Consider the following 17,399-nt stretch of genomic DNA (forward strand, 5'->3'; position numbering starts at 1 on the left):
CACCGGGGGCGGCCAGCGCGGCCGCGGGAGCCGTCGCGGCGGCAGGCGTGCGGAACCGGGCGAACGCGGCGCGCAGCCGCTCGCCCAGCGGCAGTCCGGTCGATTCGGGTGTGCGGTCGTCGCCGCGCTTGGCCGCGGTGCCCGTGGCGCCCGCCGCCTTCGCGCCGGCTTTGGCCGTGGTCCGTCCGGTGCTCGGCTGGCTGCTGCGCTGCGCGGTCCGGGCGGCGGCGGTGAGGCGCCGGTACAGCACGAGCCGCGCCGCGCCGATGGCCACGACGACCACGGTGATCCAGAACATCCAGGGGAACAGCGAGACCAGCGGGAACATCACCTCGGTGAGGATCTTGCTGGTGCTGCGCGGTTCGGGCATCGCGAACCAGCGGTACGCGGGGATCGCAGTGGCGATCACCAGCGGCGGCTGGACCATGGCGGTGAACAGCGAGCGGTTGCGCACGGCGAGCACAGCGAGCACCGCGCCCACGGCGATCGACAGCACGCCGGCATTGCTTCCCGCGAACCGGTCGGACACAAGTGGTCCCACGGCGGTGAACGCGAGCAGGGTCAGGATCGCGCCCCACCAGGGCAGTCCGGGCACGGTTGCGAGCACGGACCGCTCGTCTACCGGTACCTGGGAGCGAGACGGGGGGAACTTCGACACAAGAGAACCGTACCGGCTACAGCTGTGAGATCCGAGAATGTGCACCGTGGGGAACCGCGCGCGGCGCAGCGTCGAGCCCCGGATGGTCGTCGCGCGCACCGTCGGGCATCGAGGCCAGGTCGGCCAGCCGCCGCGCGGTGACGCCCACCCGCGCGTTGTACGAGCCGACGGTGGTGTTGAAGGCGTCGACGGCCCTGGTCAGCGCGGATCCGAGCGACGAGAAGTGATTGTTGAGCACGTCGAGCCGTTCGCTGAGTTCGCGGCCCAGGGCGTGGATGCGTTCGGCGTCCTCACCGAGGGCGTGCTGCCGCCAGGCCAGGGCCACCGCGCGCAGCATTGCGATCAGGGTGGTGGGTGTGGCGAGCACCACATTGCGGTCCAGGGCGAATTCGAGCAGATCGGGGTCGGCCTGCAGTGCGGCGTCGAGGAAGGCCTCGGCCGGCACGAACATCACCACCAGCTCCGGTGAGCCGACGGCGTCCCAGTACCGCTTCCCGGACAACTGCACCACGTGCGAGCGGAACCGGCGGGCGTGATCGGCGAGCAGCGCGGGGTGCTCGGACGGCGGCGCCTCGAGCACCTGCAGGTAGGCGTCCAGCGGAACCTTCGCATCGACCACCAGGTCGCGGCCGCCCGCCAGGTGCACCACCAGATCGGGGCGCACCCGTTCCCCGCCCACGGCACCGGCCACCTGGGTGGAGAAATCGCAGTGCCGGCTCAGCCCGGCGAGCTCCACGACCCGTTCGAGCTGCAGCTCGCCCCACCGCCCGCGCACCGTGGAGGACTTCATCGCCGAGCGCAGGGTGGCGGTCTCGGCGCGCAGCGCCTCGCTGGTGCGGGCCACGGTGCCGATCTGCTCCCGCAGGCCGGCGAAGGCGGCGACGCGGCTCCGCTCGGCCACGGCGAACTCGTGGCCGAGCGCGTCGAGCGTCTGCCGGAGCGGGGCGAGCAGCACGCCCACCGGGCCTGCGAGCGCCTCGGGCGAGGCCGACGGACCGCCCGCACCCGGTGCGGTACGGGCCGGCAGGTAGCGGGCGAGGATCACTCCGGCGGCCAGGCCGACCAGCAGCGCGAGGATCGCGACGAGCAGGCAGGTGAGGTCCATGGCGCCAGCATGGCCGACCCGACTGACAAGTTCGGGTCAGTCCGCCTTGGCGGCGGGGCCGGCGGGGTCGAGGTCCGCGTCCGCTGCGGGCTCGGACAGTCGCAGCTTGGCGAGCATCCGGTCCTTGAAGCCCGGCTTCGCCGGCGCCTCGGGCTCCGGCGGCGTCTCGCCGGTCTTGTCGTCCACCAGCTCACCGAGATAGCGGAACAGCACGGCGAGTGCGGCCGCGACAGGCACGGCGAGGAAGGCGCCGATGATGCCGAACTGGGTGCCGCCGAAGGCGATCGCCAGCAGCACCACCACGGGGTGCAGGTTCATCGACCGCGACTGCAGCATCGGGGAGAGCACGTTGCCCTCCAACTGCTGCACCGCGATCACCACGAGCAGCACCAGCAGCGCGGTGGTGAAGCCGTTGGTCACCAGCGCCACCACCACGGCCAGGGCGCCGGCCACGAAGGCACCGACGATCGGGATGAACCCGCCGAGGAAGGTGATCACCGCGAGGGCGTAGGCCAGCGGCACGTCGAGGATCACCAGGCCGAGGCCGATGAACACGGCGTCGATGAGGCTCACCAGCGCCTGCGTGCGGATGAACCCGCCGAGAGTGGTCCAGATGCGGCTGAGCAGCTCCACGAGGTGATCGCCGACCGGGGTGCCCGAGTGACGGCGCATCCACGGCAGGAACTTGTCGCCGTCCTTGAGGAAGAAGAAGGTGAGCATCGCCACCATCACCACGGCCACCACCACGGAGCCCGCCGCGCTCACACCGGTGAAGACGCCCGAGGCGATCGACTCGGCGCTCGACTGCAGCTTCTGCGTGATGGAGGTGACGAACTTGCTGATCTGCTCGTCCTGCAGGTTCAGCGGAGGGCCCTGGACCCACTCCTGGATCTTGCGCACGCCGGCCACGGCGCTGTCCGCGATCTGCTGCGACTGGCTGGTGATCGACGGTGCGATCGCGCCGATGACCCCGCCCAACAGGGCGAGCGCCAGCAGGAGCACCGTGGCGGTGGCCACCGCCGGTGGGAAGCCGCGGTCGCGCAGCCAGCGCACCGGCGGCCACAGCACGGTGCACAGCAGCACGGCCAGCATCACCGGGAGCAGGATCGACCAGAATTCGCCGATCACCCACACCACCACGTACAGCATCGCGGCCACCGCGACGATGCGGATGCTCCACGACGCCAGCCAGCGGCCCGCATCGCCGTACACCTCGCTGCGGGTCGGTTTGGCCGCCGATGGGGTGGGGGAGTCGCCCTCGCTGTTTTCGCTCACGCTGCGATCGTAAGTGCCTCGTGGCCGAGCAGCCATTCCTTGACGGCGAGTCCCCACCGGAATCCGCCGAGCGTGCCGTCGGTGCGCAGCACGCGGTGGCACGGGACGAACAGTGCCGCGGCGTTCCGGGCGCAGGCCATTCCGGCTGCTCGCACCGCTGCCGGGCGGCCGGACAGTTCGGCGTACTCGGTGTAGGTCACCGGCTCGCCGGGCTTCACGGTACGCAGCACCTGCCACGCGTGATCGATGAATTCGCCCGACCGCTGCCGGACGGGGACGGCGTCGATCGCCGTCACATCGCCGGCGTGGAAGGCGCGCACGGCGGCGGTCACCGCGCCCAGTTCGCTCCGCGGTTCGACGGTGCGCGGGCGCAGCGAGGTGTGGATCAGCGGCACGAGGTCCGCGGTGTCGGCGGTCCAGCCCGAGGCGAGCACGGCCCCGTCGGCGTCGACGACGGCGGTGAACGGCCCGACGGGGGTGTCGAGGGTGGTGCTGTAGGTGGTCATGGTGCCTTCCGGTCCGAGGTGGTCAATGCGTGGTTCCACAGGTGCAGCGAGACGTAGCTGCCCCACGGGCTCCAGTGGTTCGCGGTGATGTCGAGGTCGAGCCCGGTGGCGCCCTTGGCGACCACCAGGTCGGAGGCGAGCAGGGTGTCGGGATCGGCCAGCAGGCGCATGGCCACGTAGTCAGCGGTCCACGGGCCCACGCCCTTGAGGCGCAGCAGGGCCTCGCGGGCGTCGGACCGGGTCATGCCGGGATGCAGCACGAGTCGGCCCTCGGCGAGCTCCGCGGCGGCGGAGCGGATCGCCGTGACCCGCGCCGCCGGACCGGTGAGCACCTCGCCGCCGCGGTCCGCGACCACGGCGGCGGCCGGGAAGGCGTGGGTCACGCGGGCCTCGGGATCGTCGACCTCCGCGCCGAGGGCCCGCACCAGCCGGGCCTGGTGCGTCGCGGCGGCGGCGATCGAGATCTGCTGCCCGATCATGGTGCGCAGCAGCAGTTCCGCGGGGTCGACGCACCCGAACAGGCGGATTCCGGGGGTGGCCCGGACGAGCGGGGCGAGGTGTGGATCCGCCGCGAGGGCGTCGTCGACGGCGATCGGATCGGCGTCGAGATCGAGGAGGTGCCGCAGCCGCGTGACCGCGACGGACAGGTCGCTCATCGCGGCCAGCGAGAGCGTTGCGCGGATGAATCCTTCTGTAACGGTGGATAGGTCGACGGTGGCGATCCCGTCACCGCCCGGCAAGCTGAGCACCCGGGTGAAGCGGTCACCGTCGAGGTGCTCGAGTCCGGTCACCGCGTGCGCGCCGAGGAACCACCGCACCCATCCGGTGGCGTACGGGCCGCGCAGCGCCAATCGCAGGCTCAGGGTTCCGGTGGCCGACGGTGCGCCCCGGCCGGAGGTGCGCAGTTCCGACGGGGTGCGGGCGAAGACCTCGCGCATGGTGTCGTTGAACTGTCGGATCGAGGAGAACCCGGCGGCGAAGGCGATGTCGGAGAAGGGCATCGACGAGCTCTGGATGAGGATGCGAGCGGTGGTGGCGCGGTGCGCCCGGGCCAGTGCGAGCGGGCCGGCGCCGAGTTCGGCGGTGAGCACCCGGGTGAGTTGGCGGGGGCTGTAGCCGAGGCGTTCGGCGAGGCCGGGGACGCCCGCGCGATCGACGGTGCCGTCGGAGATCAGGCGCATGGCGCGGGCCGCGAGATCGGATTCGAGGTTCCAGCGCGGCGAGCCGGGAACGGCGTCGGGCAGGCACCGCCGGCAGGCGCGGTAGCCCTCCGACTGCGCGGCGGCGGCGGTCAGGTGGAAGCTGACGTTCTCCCGTTTCGGCGTGGTGGCCGGACAGGACGGCCGGCAGTAGATGCCGGTGGTGGCGACGGCCGTGTAGAACTGGCCGTCGAACCGGGCGTCCCGGCCGGCGATCGCCCGGTAGCACCGGTCGAAGTCGAGGTGGATCGAGCTGGTGGTCACGGCTTCGACTCTGGCACTCCACCGGACCGTGCGCTAGCGGGTTTCGGACACCACCGTGATGTGCCTGCTCAGCAGCAGCGCGCGCTCACCGTCGCGCCGTCGTGCCGGGCCTTCCAGTACTCCCGTTCGGTCATCACGGGTTCCCCGGGATGCGTCGCCCGACGGTGCGTGAGGTACCGCTGGTAGTGGTTGTCGCCCATCACGGACGCCACGTACCAGCGGACGGCCTTCAGTGCCCGGAGGATCTGGCCACTCCCTGTGCGTCCCACTGCGCTTGCACCTCCCGTTCGGCGGGTGTCGGTATCAGTCCACTGGGAGCGAACAGGTGGCTCGGCACCGGTTCCTCCTCGGTGAGCGGGCGACCGTTGCCGGTCACTGTGCGGTAGATGGTCCACACCCCCATGATCACCACGACCAGCACCATCACGGCGAAGACGATCGACAGCGTGCCCTGGATGAAGGTGTTGCGGACCACGGCGTCGATGGCCTCCGGTGTCTTCGCGGAACCGAAGGAGGTCTTTCCGGCCTCGGCAGCGGCCTTGAAGTTGCTGTGCTGCTTCCAGTAGCCCACCGCGGGGTCGGAGCTGAAGATCTTCTGCCAGGATGCGGTCATGGTCACGATGAGGTCCCAGACCAGCGGTATCGCGGGTATCCAGACCCACTTGTAGTAGCCCTTCTTGACCACCACCACGACCACCACGGTGAGCGCCATCGCGGCCAGGAGCTGGTTGGCGATGCCGAACAGCGGGAAGAGCGTGTTGATGCCGCCCAGCGGGTCGGTCACGCCCATCAGCAGGATGCTGCCCCAGCCGGCCACCACGAGCAGCGATGCGGCCCAGGCGCCGACGCGCCAGCTGGGGTCCTTGAGGCGCTTGAAGGGGCCGCCCAGGTTGCTCAGCGCGTCGGAGACCAGGAACCGTGCCACGCGGGTGCCCGCGTCCACGGTGGTCAGGATGAACAGCGCCTCGAACATGATCGCGAAGTGGTACCAGAAGGACTTCATCCCGGAGCCGCCGAACACCTGGTGCAGCACCTCCGACATGCCGAAGGCCAGTGTGGGCGCGCCACCGGTGCGGGAGACGATCGATTCCTCGCCGATGTCCTTGGCCGCCTGCGACAGTTGCTCTCCGCTGATCGGATCTCCGCTCAGTCCCAGGGAATTGACGTAGGTGGCGGCCGTCTCCGCGGTGCCGCCGGTCTTGGCGATCGGCGCGTTCATCGCGAAGTAGAAGTGCTGGTTGATGATCGACGCGGTGATCAGCGCCATGATCGCGACGAAGGATTCGGTGAGCATGCCGCCGTAGCCGATCAACCGCATCTGGCCCTCCTTCTCCAGCAGCTTCGGCGTGGTGCCGGAGCTGACCAGGGAGTGGAAGCCGGACAGGGCGCCGCAGGCGATGGTGATGAACAGGAAGGGGAACAGCGATCCGGCGAACACCGGACCGTCACCGCGGGTGGCGAAGTCGGACACCGCCGGGGCCTCCATGAGGGGGCGCGCGATGAGGATGCCCACGGCGAGCAGCACGATGGTGCCCACCTTCATGAAGGTGGAGAGGTAGTCGCGCGGGGCCAGCAGCAGCCATACGGGCAGCACGGAGGCGGCGAAGCCGTAGATGATGATCGCCCAGCTGAGCTGCACCGGGGTCAGCGTGAACAGCTCCTTGCCCCAGCTGCTCTCGCCCACGTAGCGGCCGCCGATCACGGCGGCCAGCAGCAGGACGCAGCCGATCAGCGAGACCTCGGACACCCGCCCCGGGCGGAGGTAGCGCAGGTACACGCCCATGAACAGGGCGATCGGAATGGTGGCGGCGATGGAGAAGACGCCCCACGGGCTGTGGCCGAGGGCCTGCACCACGACCAGCGCGAGCACGGCGATGAGGATGGTCATGATCGCCGCGATGCCGATGATCGCGGCGGCGCCGCCCACCGGACCGAGCTCGTCGCGGATCATCTGGCCCAGCGAGCGGCCGCGCCGCCGGGTGGCGACCCACAGCACCAGGTAGTCCTGCACGCAGCCGGCGACCAGCGCGCCCACGATGATCCAGATCGTGCCGGGCAGGTAACCCATCTGTGCGGCGAGCACCGGGCCCACGAGCGGTCCGGCGCCGGCGATGGCGGCGAAGTGGTGCCCGAACAGCACCCGCCGGTCGGTGGGCAGGTAGTCGGTGCCGTTCTCGAGGACCTCGGCGGGCGTCGCGTGATCATCACGCGGGCGCACCACTTTCAGCTCGATGAGGCGCGCGTAGAAGCGGTACCCCACCACGTACGTGCACACCGCGGCGAGCACGAACCACACCGCGTTCACCGATTCGCCGCGGGCCAGCGCGATCATCGCCCAGGCGACGGCGCCCAGCAGCGCGATGGCGCCGAAGATCAGCTTGTGCTTGGTGGTGATCGGGCTGCGATCGATGATCGCGACCGGCGGCTGCGCCGGATCCGTGCGGACGTACGTGATGTCGCCGTCGGTCTCCGTGGTCGACGGAGCGGTCGGAGCTGACACGAGGCCTCCTGGTGGGGACGAGTGGTGATGCGCAGTGGTCATCGTTTCATCCGGCCGCCCCGGGTGTCGGGGAATCGGCTTCCTCGGCTCGGGAGCGACGGTGCGCGGCGCGCGCAGGTCCGTGGCCGGGTGCGGCTTGCGCGGGAGACGTCCGGGAGGGTGACGTCCGGGCGCGCCGAACATCTGATGTGTCCGATGCAAAGCTCGGACAATTCCGCTGTTTTGCGGATTTGTTGGGGGTGTTGACACGCAAACATCCGATCTCTAATGTGATCCAGCACACAGAGGAGTTGCATGTCCAACCTGAATGAACGCGTGTCCGCCGCCCTGTCGGTGGCGATCGGGGTGGTGGTCCGGTGAGCGACGACCACGCTCCAGAGCAGGCTGCGGATCAGGCGGCGAGCCCGGCCGGCGGCACGGTCCCGCTGATCCGGATGTCCGGCGTCACCAAGCGATTCCCCGGCGTCGTCGCGCTCGACGACGTCAGCCTCGAGGTCGCCCCGGGCGAGCGCATCGCCCTCGTCGGGGAGAACGGCGCAGGCAAGTCCACGCTCATGAAGCTGCTCAGCGGCGTCGAGACCCCGGACGAGGGGACCATCGAGATCGACGGCAACCCCGTGCAGCTGACCTCGCCCGCGCACGCACGGTCCCTCGGCGTCAGCATCATCCACCAGGAACTCGGCCTGGTGCCCGATCTCACCGTGGCGCAGAACATCACGCTGGGACGCGAGCGCACCCGGTTCGGCATCCTCGACAGCCGCGGCACCGTGCGGGAGACCGCGGCCCTGCTGGATCGATTGGGCATGGTGATCGATCCGGATGCCCGGGTCCGCGACCTCACGGTGGGCAAGCAGCAGATGGTCGAGATCGCGCGGGCGCTCTCCGAGGACGCCCGTCTGCTCATCCTCGACGAGCCCACGGCCGCGCTCAACGAAGCCGAGGTGCAGACCCTCTTCGAGCTCATCGACCGGTTCATCACCGACACCACCGGCGTCATCTACATCTCGCACCGGATGGACGAGCTTCCGCGGATCTCCGACCGCATCGTCGTGCTGCGCGACGGCATCTACGTCGGGCAGCGCCCCACGGCCACCACCCCGATGCGCGAGATCATCGAGATGATGGTGGGCCGCGAGGTCAGTGACGAGCAGCGACCCACGGTGCCGGAGAAGCAGGGTGAGGTGGCGCTCAAGGTCGACGGGCTGTGCAGCAAGCACCCGCTCGACGACATCTCCTTCGAACTGCACCGCGGCGAGATCCTGGGCTTCGCCGGTCTCATGGGCGCTGGTCGCACCGAACTCGCCCGCGCCATCGTCGGTGCCGATCCGATCACCGCGGGAACCATCGAGGTGGCGGGCACCGAGCGTCGTATCGATTCGCCGGCGGTGGCCGCCCGCCTCGGGATCGGCTACCTCTCCGAGGACCGCAAACGCTTCGGCGCCATCGTCGACCAGACGGTCCGCGACAACATCGCCCTGTCCTCGCTGGCGGCGCACTCGAAGTTCGGCGTGATCCGTGACGGCGAACTCGACACGCTCGCAACGGAGATGGTCGAGCGGCTCCGGGTGAAGACCCCGTCCATCAAGCAGGCGGTGCGCAACCTCTCCGGTGGTAACCAGCAGAAGGTGATCATCGGGAAGTGGCTCGCCCGCGACTGCGACATCCTCATCGTCGATGAGCCCACCCGCGGCATCGATGTGGGTGCCAAGGATGAGATCTACCGGCTCCTCGAACAATTGGCCGCCGCCGGGAAGGCGATCATGGTGATCTCCAGCGATCTTCCCGAGGTGCTCCGGCTGTCCCACCGCATCGCGGTGATGAGCGACGGCCGGCTCGCCACCATTCTCGACAGCACCGACGCAACCCAGGAGACGATCATGGAGAACGCCACCCGATTCCACGAGACGGCGGTGAAGTGATGGCCACGCCCACCGCCACCCGCACGCCCGAGGAGTCCGGCGCCGCCGGCGGGTTCAATCCGATGCACTGAATCCGCGGCCAGATGCAGCAGTTCCTGGCCTTCGTGAGCCTGATCGTGATCGTGGTCTTCTTCTCGTTCGCGAGCCCGAACTTCCTGACCGCCAGCAACCTCACGGGCATCCTCGTCGCCTCGGTCACCATCGGCCTGCTGGCGCTGGGAACCACAGCGGTGATCATCACCGGCGGCATCGATCTGTCGATCGGTACGGCCATGATCCTGTCCGGGGTCATGACGGGCGTCTTCCTCGTGCACTGGAACCTGCCGCTGTGGGTCGGCGTGATCGGCGGCGTGCTGTTCGGCGCGTTCATCGGGCTGGTCAACGGCCTGGTGATCTCCTACCTCGGTATCCCGCCGTTCATCGCGACCCTGGCCATGATGCTGGTGACCATCGGTGCGGCCCTGGTGATCTCGGGTACCGAACCGATCCGGTTCACCTCGGTCCCCGGGTTCAGCGACATCGCCAACGCCTCGCTGGTCTCGGGCGCGCGGGTGCCGTTCAGCGTGGTGCTGTTGGCGCTGATGGCGGTGATCGCCGGCTTCGTGCTGGCGAAGACGAAGATGGGCCGCTACGCCTACGCGATCGGCAGCAACGAGGAGGCTACCCGACTGTCGGGTGTGGACGTGCGGTCGTGGAAGGTGGCGATCTACACCTTCTCCGGCGTCTTCGTGGGGCTCGCCGGCGTCCTCGCCGCGGCCCGCCTGAACTCGGCGCAGCCCACCGGCGGCCAGGGCCTCGAACTGGAGGCGATCGCCGCCGTCGTGATCGGTGGCACCTCGCTCGCCGGCGGCCGGGGCACCATCACCGGCACCGTGATCGGCATCTTGATCATGAGCGTGCTCACCAACGGCCTGCGGATCATGTCGATCCCGCAGGAGTGGCAGTCCATCGCCGTGGGTGCCGTGATCCTCGTGGCCGTCTACATCGACATCGTGCGTAAGCGCACCTGACCGTCCGTTCGCATCGTTCACCCCACATCAAGGAGAAATCGCGTGTTCACACTGTCTTCCACGCCGCTCCGGCGGCTCGCCCGCGCGGCCACCGTCACCGTCGCCGCGGTGGCCACGGCCACCGCCCTCACCGCATGTTCCAGCGGTGGTTCCACCAGTAGCAGCGGCGAGATCGCGATCATCTCGAAGGGCTACCAGCATCAGTTCTGGAAGGCCGTCAACAAGGGCGCCGATGAGTCCGCGAAGGAGCTCGGTAGGACCATCACCTTCGAGGGGCCGGACAGCGAGACCCAGGTCGAGAAGCAGGTGCAGCTGCTGCAGACCGCACTCGATCGCAATCCCGCGGCGATCGCGATCGCCGCGCTCGATTCCTCCGCCGTGGCGCCGATCCTGCAGCAGGCCAAGGACAAGGGCATTCCGGTGATCGCCTTTGATTCCGGTGTGGACAGCGATATCCCGGTCACCACCGCGTCGACGAACAACTTCGCCGCGGCCGGTGAGGCGGCCAAGCGCATGGTCGACCTGATCGGTGGCAAGGGAGAGATCGGCGTGGTGGCGCACGATCAGACCTCGAAGACCGGTGTGGATCGTCGCGACGGCTTCACCGACTGGATCAAGAAGAACGCGCCCGGCGTGAAGATCGTGGACGTGCAGTACGGCGGCGATCCCGCGAAGGCCGCCGACCTCACCTCGACGATGCTGGAGGCCTACCCGAATCTGGCCGGCCTGTACGGCACCAACGAGGGTGCGGCCACCGGTGTGGTGAACGCGGTGCAGCGCAGTGGTAAGCAGAACATCAAGGTGATCGGTTTCGACTCGGGCGCCGCGCAGATCGACGCGATCAAGTCGGGCCTGATGGCGGGTGCCATCACCCAGAATCCGGTGGGCATCGGCCGCGAGACGGTGGCCGCCGCGGTGAAGGCGATCAACGGTGAGTCGCTGCCGAAGAACATCGACACCGGCTACTACTGGTACGACAAGACCAACATCGACGACCCGAAGATCTCGGGCAGCCTCTACCGGTGAGGGTGGCGGCCCTCCGGCGGCGCGGATGCGGGTTGTCCGCGCCGCCGGGGGAGTGCCGAGGTCGGCACGTAGAATGAGGTCCCGTGAGCCTTACCCTCGGAATCGTCGGACTGCCCAACGTCGGCAAGTCCACCCTGTTCAACGCCCTCACCAACAGTGAGGTGGAGGCGGCGAACTACCCGTTCGCCACCATCGAGCCGAACGTGGGCGTGGTGAACCTGCCGGACCCGCGGCTGACCCGCCTGGCCGAGATCTTCTCCTCGGAGCGGATCCTCCCGGCAACGGTGTCGTTCGTCGACATCGCCGGCATCGTCAAGGGTGCGTCCGAGGGCGAGGGCATGGGCAACCAGTTCCTCTCCAACATCCGCGAGGCGGACGCGATCTGCCAGGTGGTGCGCGTCTTCTCCGATGAGGACGTGGTGCACGTGGCGGGCAAGGTCGATCCGCTCGCCGATATCGACACCGTGGCCACCGAGCTGATCCTGGCCGATCTGCAGACCATCGAGAAGGCCCTGCCGCGGCTGGAGAAGGACGCGCGCAAGAACAAAGAGCTGGTCGAGACACTGGAGGCCACCAAGGCCGCGCAGCTCGTGCTGGAGGACGGCAAGACGCTGTTCGCCGCAGGCTTCGACACCACGCCGATCCGCGAGCTGCACCTGATGACCGCGAAGCCCTTCCTGTACGTCTTCAACGCCGACGAGGGCGTGCTCACCGATGCCGCCAAGCGCGCCGAGCTGGCCGCCGCGGTCGCGCCCGCCGACTCGGTCTTCCTCGACGCCAAGATCGAGTCCGAGCTGCTGGAGCTGGACCCCGAGGATCAGGCCGAGATGCTGGAGTCCATCGGCCAGGACGAGCCGGGCCTCGATTCGCTCGCCCGCGCCGGCTTCCACACCCTGGGCCTGCAGACCTACCTCACCGCCGGCCCCAAGGAGTCGCGCGCCTGGACGATCCGCAAGGGCGACACCGCCCCCAAGGCCGCCGGCGTGATCCACACCGATTTCGAAAAGGGCTTCATCAAGGCCGAGATCGTCTCCTTCGCCGACCTCGACGCCAACGGCACCATGGCCGCCGCGAAGGCCGCCGGCAAGGTCCGGATGGAGGGCAAGGACTACGTCATGTCCGACGGTGACGTGGTCGAGTTCAGGACAGGAATTCCGTCTGGGAGCAAGAAGTAGGCGCTAGTTCGCATCGGTGCGGGCGAGGAGGGCACACCATTGTCGAGACTGACGGAGCTGCTTCGGCAGGCGCGCAAGGCCAATCCGCAACTCGGTGCTGATCTGGAAGCAGAGATCGCCGCGCTCACTAAGCGTCGCACCTTCGGCCTCGTCTTCGAGCAGCATCAGCCCGAGGCCGTCGAGCTGCCCGGCAGGCCGGTGCGTCGCGGCGACAAGGTGCGCGTGCTTCCTCCTCGTGGGGAGACGAAGACTGGCGACCAGCGTCTGTGGCGCGTCACGCGGATCGAACGAGCCGACGGGCAACGCCTGGCCCATCTCGCGGAGTTGGACGTCGAGGAGCCCGAGACTCAGATCATGCCCGCCGACGACGTGGTGGTCGTCGCAGAGTTCCGGGATCGCATCTACCCCGGACTCGTGGAGACGGGCCGCGTCGAGCGGGGCGGAGACAAGCCGTTCCACTCGGTCATCAACGCGGAGAACTACCACGCGTTGGAGATGCTGACCTACACGCACCGCCACTCCATCGATGCCATCTACATCGACCCGCCGTACAACACGGGCGCCAGGGACTGGAAGTACAACAACGACTACGTCGAAGGCGACGACGACTACCGGCACTCGAAGTGGCTGGCCTTCATGGAGCGGCGCCTGAAGATCGCACGGGAGCTGCTCAACCCCGACGACTCGGTGCTCATCGTCACGATCGACGAGAAGGAGTACTTGCGACTGGGGCTGCTGTTGGAGCAGACGTTCCCGGAAGGCGAGATCGAGATGGTTACCTCTGTGATCAGCGCTAAAGGGGTCGCGCGGTTCGGTCAGTTCTCGCGGGTAGAGGAATACATCTTCACCGTGCGACTCGGTGCTCAAGAAGTAGGATTTGGCGAATCCAACATGCTGGACGAATCGCGCTCCGCGTCCGCTCAGGTCGGCAAGCCCATCAGCTGGCTCGGACTGCGTCGCCGCGAACCAACAGCTCGTCGCGGTGCTCGACCTAAGCAGTTTTACCCGGTCTTTGTGGACGAAGCAACGGGCTACATTCACTCTGTCGGTGACCCCATCACTGACGAGGTGGACCGACGTTCCGTCCCCGTTCCCGCCGGAACTTTCGCTGTGTGGCCTCTCTTGCCGAATGGGACTGAAGGACTATGGGGTATCACCCCAGACACCGCGAGGCGTTACCACGAAGCTGGCTATCTTCGTTCACGCAACTACAAACCAGCCAAGCGGTACGTCGCTGTTCAGTACCTGCCGAGCGGGACAGTCGCCGCCATCGAATCTGGTGATGCTGAGGTCACAGGTCGCGACGAGGACGGAGCCGTGATCGCTGAGTACGCGTCTGCGAAGGGCGTCATTCCGAAGCGTGTATGGAATATGCCCTCGCACAATGCTGAGACTGGTGGGACAAATCTGATCTCGTCGCTTCTCGGTCGTCGTTTTCCTTTTCCCAAGTCATTGTTCGCAGTTGAGGATGTCTTGCGCTTCTTCGTCAAGGACAAGCCCGAGGCGGTCGTGTTGGACTTCTTCTCGGGTTCGGGGACAACGGCGCATGCCGTTATGCGCCTCAATCGGCAGCACGGGGGAAGTCGGCTGTGCATCTCCGTGACCAACAACGAGGTGTCTGCGAAAGAGCAGGCCGGGCTACGCAAGCAAGGGTTGCGACCAGGCGATGCTGATTGGGAGTCACTCGGCATCTGCGACTACATCACCAAGCCGCGCCTCACCGCCGCGATCACCGGCCAGACCCCCGAGGGTGAGCCGATCAAGGGCGACTACAAGTTCACCGATGAGTTCCCGATGTCGGATGGCTTCGAGGAGAACGCCGCGTTCTTCACCCTCACCTACGAGGCGCCGTTGTCGGTTCGTCACAACCGTGCCTTCGAGCGCGTCGCACCGATGCTGTGGCTGCGCGCCGGGTCCCGTGGTCGCGTCATCTACGACCTCGGCGAGGACGGCTGGGACCTGGCCGATACCTATGGCGTGCTGGAGAACCTCGACCAGGCGGACGAGTTCGTCGCGGCGGTGAGCGCGCGAGAGGGCATCGAGATCGCGTACGTCGTCACGGACGACGACAGCGCGTTCCAGATGGTGTGCCGGGAACTGGCGAGCGATGTCGTCCCGGTACGGCTCTACGAGTCCTACCTCCAGAACTTCGAGATCAACACGGGACGGAGCCTGTAGATGCGTTACACGCTGAAGGACTACCAGGTCGAAGCCGTCCGCGACGTGCTACGGAACCTGGACCGTGCTCGCGACTCCTACCGTCGCTACAGCGCGCTCTCGCAGTTTTCGTTGAGCGCCACGACCGGAGCGGGCAAGACAGTCATGGCCGCCGCTGTGATCGAATCGCTCTTCTTCGGTAACGACGAGTTCGACGTGGCCGGTGACCCGGGCGCCGTCGTGCTGTGGTTCTCGGACGACCCGGCACTGAACGAGCAGTCGCGCGCGCGAATCCAGGCAGCCGCGAGCGAGCTTGACCATCGACTACGGGTCGTGCCGACGACGTTCTCCGAGCCGACCTTCCGGCCGGGAAACGTGTACTTCCTCAATACGCAGAAGCTGAGTAAGAACTCCCGCCTGGTCAAGGGTGCACCGGAAGCCAGCGGCGATGACACGCTGCCAGGTCTCGAGCCTCGCCCCGACGAGGTTCAGTCCTCCATCTACGACACGATCACGAACACGATCGCCAACGAAGATCTGACGCTCTACCTCGTGCTGGACGAGGCGCACCGCGGCATGGGGACGCGCGCACGCGAACGGTCCACCATCGTGCAACGACTCATCAACGGCCAGGGCAGCGTGCCTGCGATGCCGGTCGTCTTCGGCATCTCCGCCACGGTTGAGCGGTTCGAGAGCGCGATGAAGGACGCCAAGGGCCGCGACGCCCTGCCGTCGGTACAGGTGGACTCCGCGCTGGTGCAGGCGTCAGGGCTCCTCAAGGACGACATCGCCCTGTCGATCCCTGCCGAGGACGGCGCGTTCGAGACCGTGCTGCTGACCAAAGCCGTTGAGAAGATCAAGGCCTCCGAGAGCGCGTGGCAGGACTATGCGCGCGAGCAGGGCGAGTCCGAAACCGTTCGCCCACTGCTGGTGGTCCAGGTCGGGGACAAGCCCTCGCAGGAGACCCTCACCCGGACGCTGGACACGATCTACGAGGCCTGGCCGGAGCTGCCCTATGACGCCGTGGCCAACGTCTTCGGCGAGCACACGGACCTGACCATCGGACAGCAGGTCGTGCCGTACATCGAACCGCAGCGGGTCCAGGACGCCACGCACGTACGTGTGCTGCTCGCCAAGAGCGCGATCTCGACCGGCTGGGACTGCCCGCGCGCCGAGGTGCTCGTCTCATTCCGTCCCGCCAAGGACCGCACGCACATCACACAGCTGCTCGGACGGATGATGCGCACACCGCTCGCCCGGCGCATCCCCGGTAACGAACTGCTCAACTCGGTGGACTGCCTGCTGCCGCTCTTCGATCGCAAGACCGCCACCGGAGTCGCGGAACTGCTGATGAAGGGCGCGACGAGCAAGGACGCCGACGAAGGAGAGGACGGCGGCGGAGGCCTCGGGCGCCGAGTGCTGTTCGACCCAATCCCGCTGTACCCGAACCCGGCGATCGCCCAGGCAGTGTGGGAGCGCTTCGCGGCCATCCCGTCGGTGACGATCCCGAAGAAGAACGTCAAACCCATCCGTCGGCTCACCGCCCTGGCGACGGCGCTCTCGAAGGACCACCTCGTGGACGAGGCTGTGGAGAAGGCGCACAAGCATCTCCATGCCGTGCTCGACGGTCGTGCCGTCCAGTACCGGGAGAAGCTTGAGAAGGCGCGCGAGGACGTGCTCACGATGGAGGGCGAGGAAGTCCGCGGCAGAGTCGGTGGCGGGTTCTCCTATCGGGCGTTCTCCGTGAGCGCCGACCCTCGCGCCATCGAGGACTACTACCGCACAGCCACGCGGATCCTGAGCCCGGCGCTGTGCTCCTCCTATGTCGACCATCTCGTCGGGCCGGACGGAGACGAGGACGATCTCCTCGAAGCGCACATCACCGTCGCCTCACTCAGCCGAGTACACGAAATCGCCCAGGCGGTCGAGCATGAGGCCGATGGACTGTCCCGCGAGTGGCTCACGCAGACCCGCGTCGCACGCAAAGGACTGAGCGACGAACGCCAGGCCGAGTACGACGGGCTGGAGTCGATGTCGACGGCGCCCGAGCCGATCACACTCACCGTCCCGAAGAACGGTCAGGCCGACACCAAGGTGCGTCATCCCGACGGCACCGAGGAGGACCTGCCCACCCGCGAGATGCACCTGCTCGCTGCGGAAGACGGCACGGTCCCGATCACGCTGAACGAGTGGGAGCGCAAGGTCCTCGACTCCGAAGCAGCACAGCCCGGCTTCCAGGGCTGGTACCGCAACCCCGACCGCGCCACGAAGGAATCCCTCGCCGTGGCCTACAAGGACGAGGTAGGCGACTGGAAGGGGCTGCGCCCGGACTTCCTGTTCTTCGGCACCAACCATGACGGCAGCGTCGCGGTGGACATCGTGGATCCGCACGGCCACCACCTCTCCGACGCATTGCCGAAGCTCCGTGGCCTCGCCGACTTCGCCGAGCGCTTCGCAGATGACTTCCGCCGCATCGAGTCGGTGGCCGAGACCGGCGGCGTGCTCCGGGTCCTGGACATCACGAAGCCGCGTGTCCGCGAGTCGATCCGCGCAGCCAAGAGCGCCAGGGCGCTCTACGAATCGGAGCTGGCCAGTGACTACTAAA

The 17,399-nt window shown here is 67.9% G+C and carries 13 protein-coding genes; 6 read left to right on the forward strand and 7 right to left on the reverse strand.

What is annotated here, in order from left to right; all coding sequences use genetic code 11:
• The 7 genes from ABD108_RS18960 to ABD108_RS18990 form a co-directional block, all read right to left on the reverse strand.
• Nucleotides 1-607: DUF6542 domain-containing protein (locus ABD108_RS18960; RefSeq protein WP_343931084.1), on the reverse strand; the 607-nt coding region annotated here is incomplete at its 3' end.
• 67 nt (nucleotides 608-674) lie between these two features.
• Nucleotides 675-1,763: a DNA recombination protein RmuC gene (locus tag ABD108_RS18965; protein WP_343931085.1), complete on the reverse strand. Its 1,089-nt coding sequence runs from the start codon at nucleotides 1,761-1,763 to the stop codon at nucleotides 675-677.
• Between the two features lie 36 nt (nucleotides 1,764-1,799).
• Nucleotides 1,800-3,038 carry an AI-2E family transporter gene (locus tag ABD108_RS18970; protein ID WP_343931086.1) on the reverse strand — a complete coding sequence of 413 codons (1,239 nt, stop codon included), beginning with the start codon at nucleotides 3,036-3,038 and terminating at the stop codon, nucleotides 1,800-1,802.
• Nucleotides 3,035-3,544: a methylated-DNA--[protein]-cysteine S-methyltransferase gene (locus tag ABD108_RS18975; protein WP_343931087.1), complete on the reverse strand. Its 510-nt coding sequence runs from the start codon at nucleotides 3,542-3,544 to the stop codon at nucleotides 3,035-3,037. The genes ABD108_RS18970 and ABD108_RS18975 overlap by 4 nt, the downstream gene beginning before the upstream one ends.
• Nucleotides 3,541-4,992, reverse strand: coding sequence for an Ada metal-binding domain-containing protein (locus ABD108_RS18980; RefSeq protein WP_343931205.1), 1,452 nt, complete (start codon nucleotides 4,990-4,992; stop codon nucleotides 3,541-3,543). Before ABD108_RS18980 ends, ABD108_RS18975 begins: the two co-directional genes overlap by 4 nt.
• Nucleotides 4,993-5,075: 83 nt before the next feature.
• The gene (locus ABD108_RS18985; RefSeq protein WP_343931088.1) at nucleotides 5,076-5,276 is read right to left on the reverse strand and encodes a YbdD/YjiX family protein; all 201 of its coding nucleotides are present in this window, start codon (nucleotides 5,274-5,276) and stop codon (nucleotides 5,076-5,078) included.
• Nucleotides 5,237-7,507 carry a carbon starvation CstA family protein gene (locus tag ABD108_RS18990; RefSeq protein ID WP_220658214.1) on the reverse strand — a complete coding sequence of 757 codons (2,271 nt, stop codon included), beginning with the start codon at nucleotides 7,505-7,507 and terminating at the stop codon, nucleotides 5,237-5,239. Before ABD108_RS18990 ends, ABD108_RS18985 begins: the two co-directional genes overlap by 40 nt.
• A gap of 356 nt (nucleotides 7,508-7,863) precedes the next feature.
• Between ABD108_RS18990 and ABD108_RS18995 the strand changes: the two genes are divergently transcribed.
• The 6 genes from ABD108_RS18995 to ABD108_RS19020 all read left to right on the forward strand — a co-directional run bounded on the left by ABD108_RS18995 (nucleotide 7,864) and on the right by ABD108_RS19020 (nucleotide 17,398).
• The gene (locus ABD108_RS18995) at nucleotides 7,864-9,426 is read left to right on the forward strand and encodes a sugar ABC transporter ATP-binding protein (protein ID WP_343931089.1); all 1,563 of its coding nucleotides are present in this window, start codon (nucleotides 7,864-7,866) and stop codon (nucleotides 9,424-9,426) included.
• 83 nt (nucleotides 9,427-9,509) lie between these two features.
• Nucleotides 9,510-10,436 carry an ABC transporter permease gene (locus ABD108_RS19000; protein WP_343931090.1) on the forward strand — a complete coding sequence of 309 codons (927 nt, stop codon included), beginning with the start codon at nucleotides 9,510-9,512 and terminating at the stop codon, nucleotides 10,434-10,436.
• Nucleotides 10,437-10,478: 42 nt separating this feature from the next.
• Nucleotides 10,479-11,462, forward strand: coding sequence for an ABC transporter substrate-binding protein (locus ABD108_RS19005; RefSeq protein WP_220658216.1), 984 nt, complete (start codon nucleotides 10,479-10,481; stop codon nucleotides 11,460-11,462).
• Between the two features lie 83 nt (nucleotides 11,463-11,545).
• Entirely contained in the window at nucleotides 11,546-12,637 is a 1,092-nt protein-coding gene (gene ychF, locus ABD108_RS19010; protein WP_343931091.1) for a redox-regulated ATPase YchF, read from the forward strand.
• A 39-nt stretch (nucleotides 12,638-12,676) separates the two neighbouring features.
• On the forward strand, nucleotides 12,677-14,815 hold the full coding sequence (locus ABD108_RS19015; RefSeq protein WP_343931092.1) for a site-specific DNA-methyltransferase: 2,139 nt from the start codon (nucleotides 12,677-12,679) through the stop codon (nucleotides 14,813-14,815).
• Complete coding sequence (locus tag ABD108_RS19020) at nucleotides 14,816-17,398, forward strand: DEAD/DEAH box helicase (RefSeq protein ID WP_343931093.1); 2,583 nt, start codon at nucleotides 14,816-14,818, stop codon at nucleotides 17,396-17,398.
• Nucleotide 17,399 lies beyond the last annotated feature (1 nt).

The organism is Tsukamurella strandjordii (assembly GCF_039525985.1).
Taxonomy (GTDB): Bacteria; Actinomycetota; Actinomycetes; order Mycobacteriales; family Mycobacteriaceae; genus Tsukamurella; species Tsukamurella strandjordii.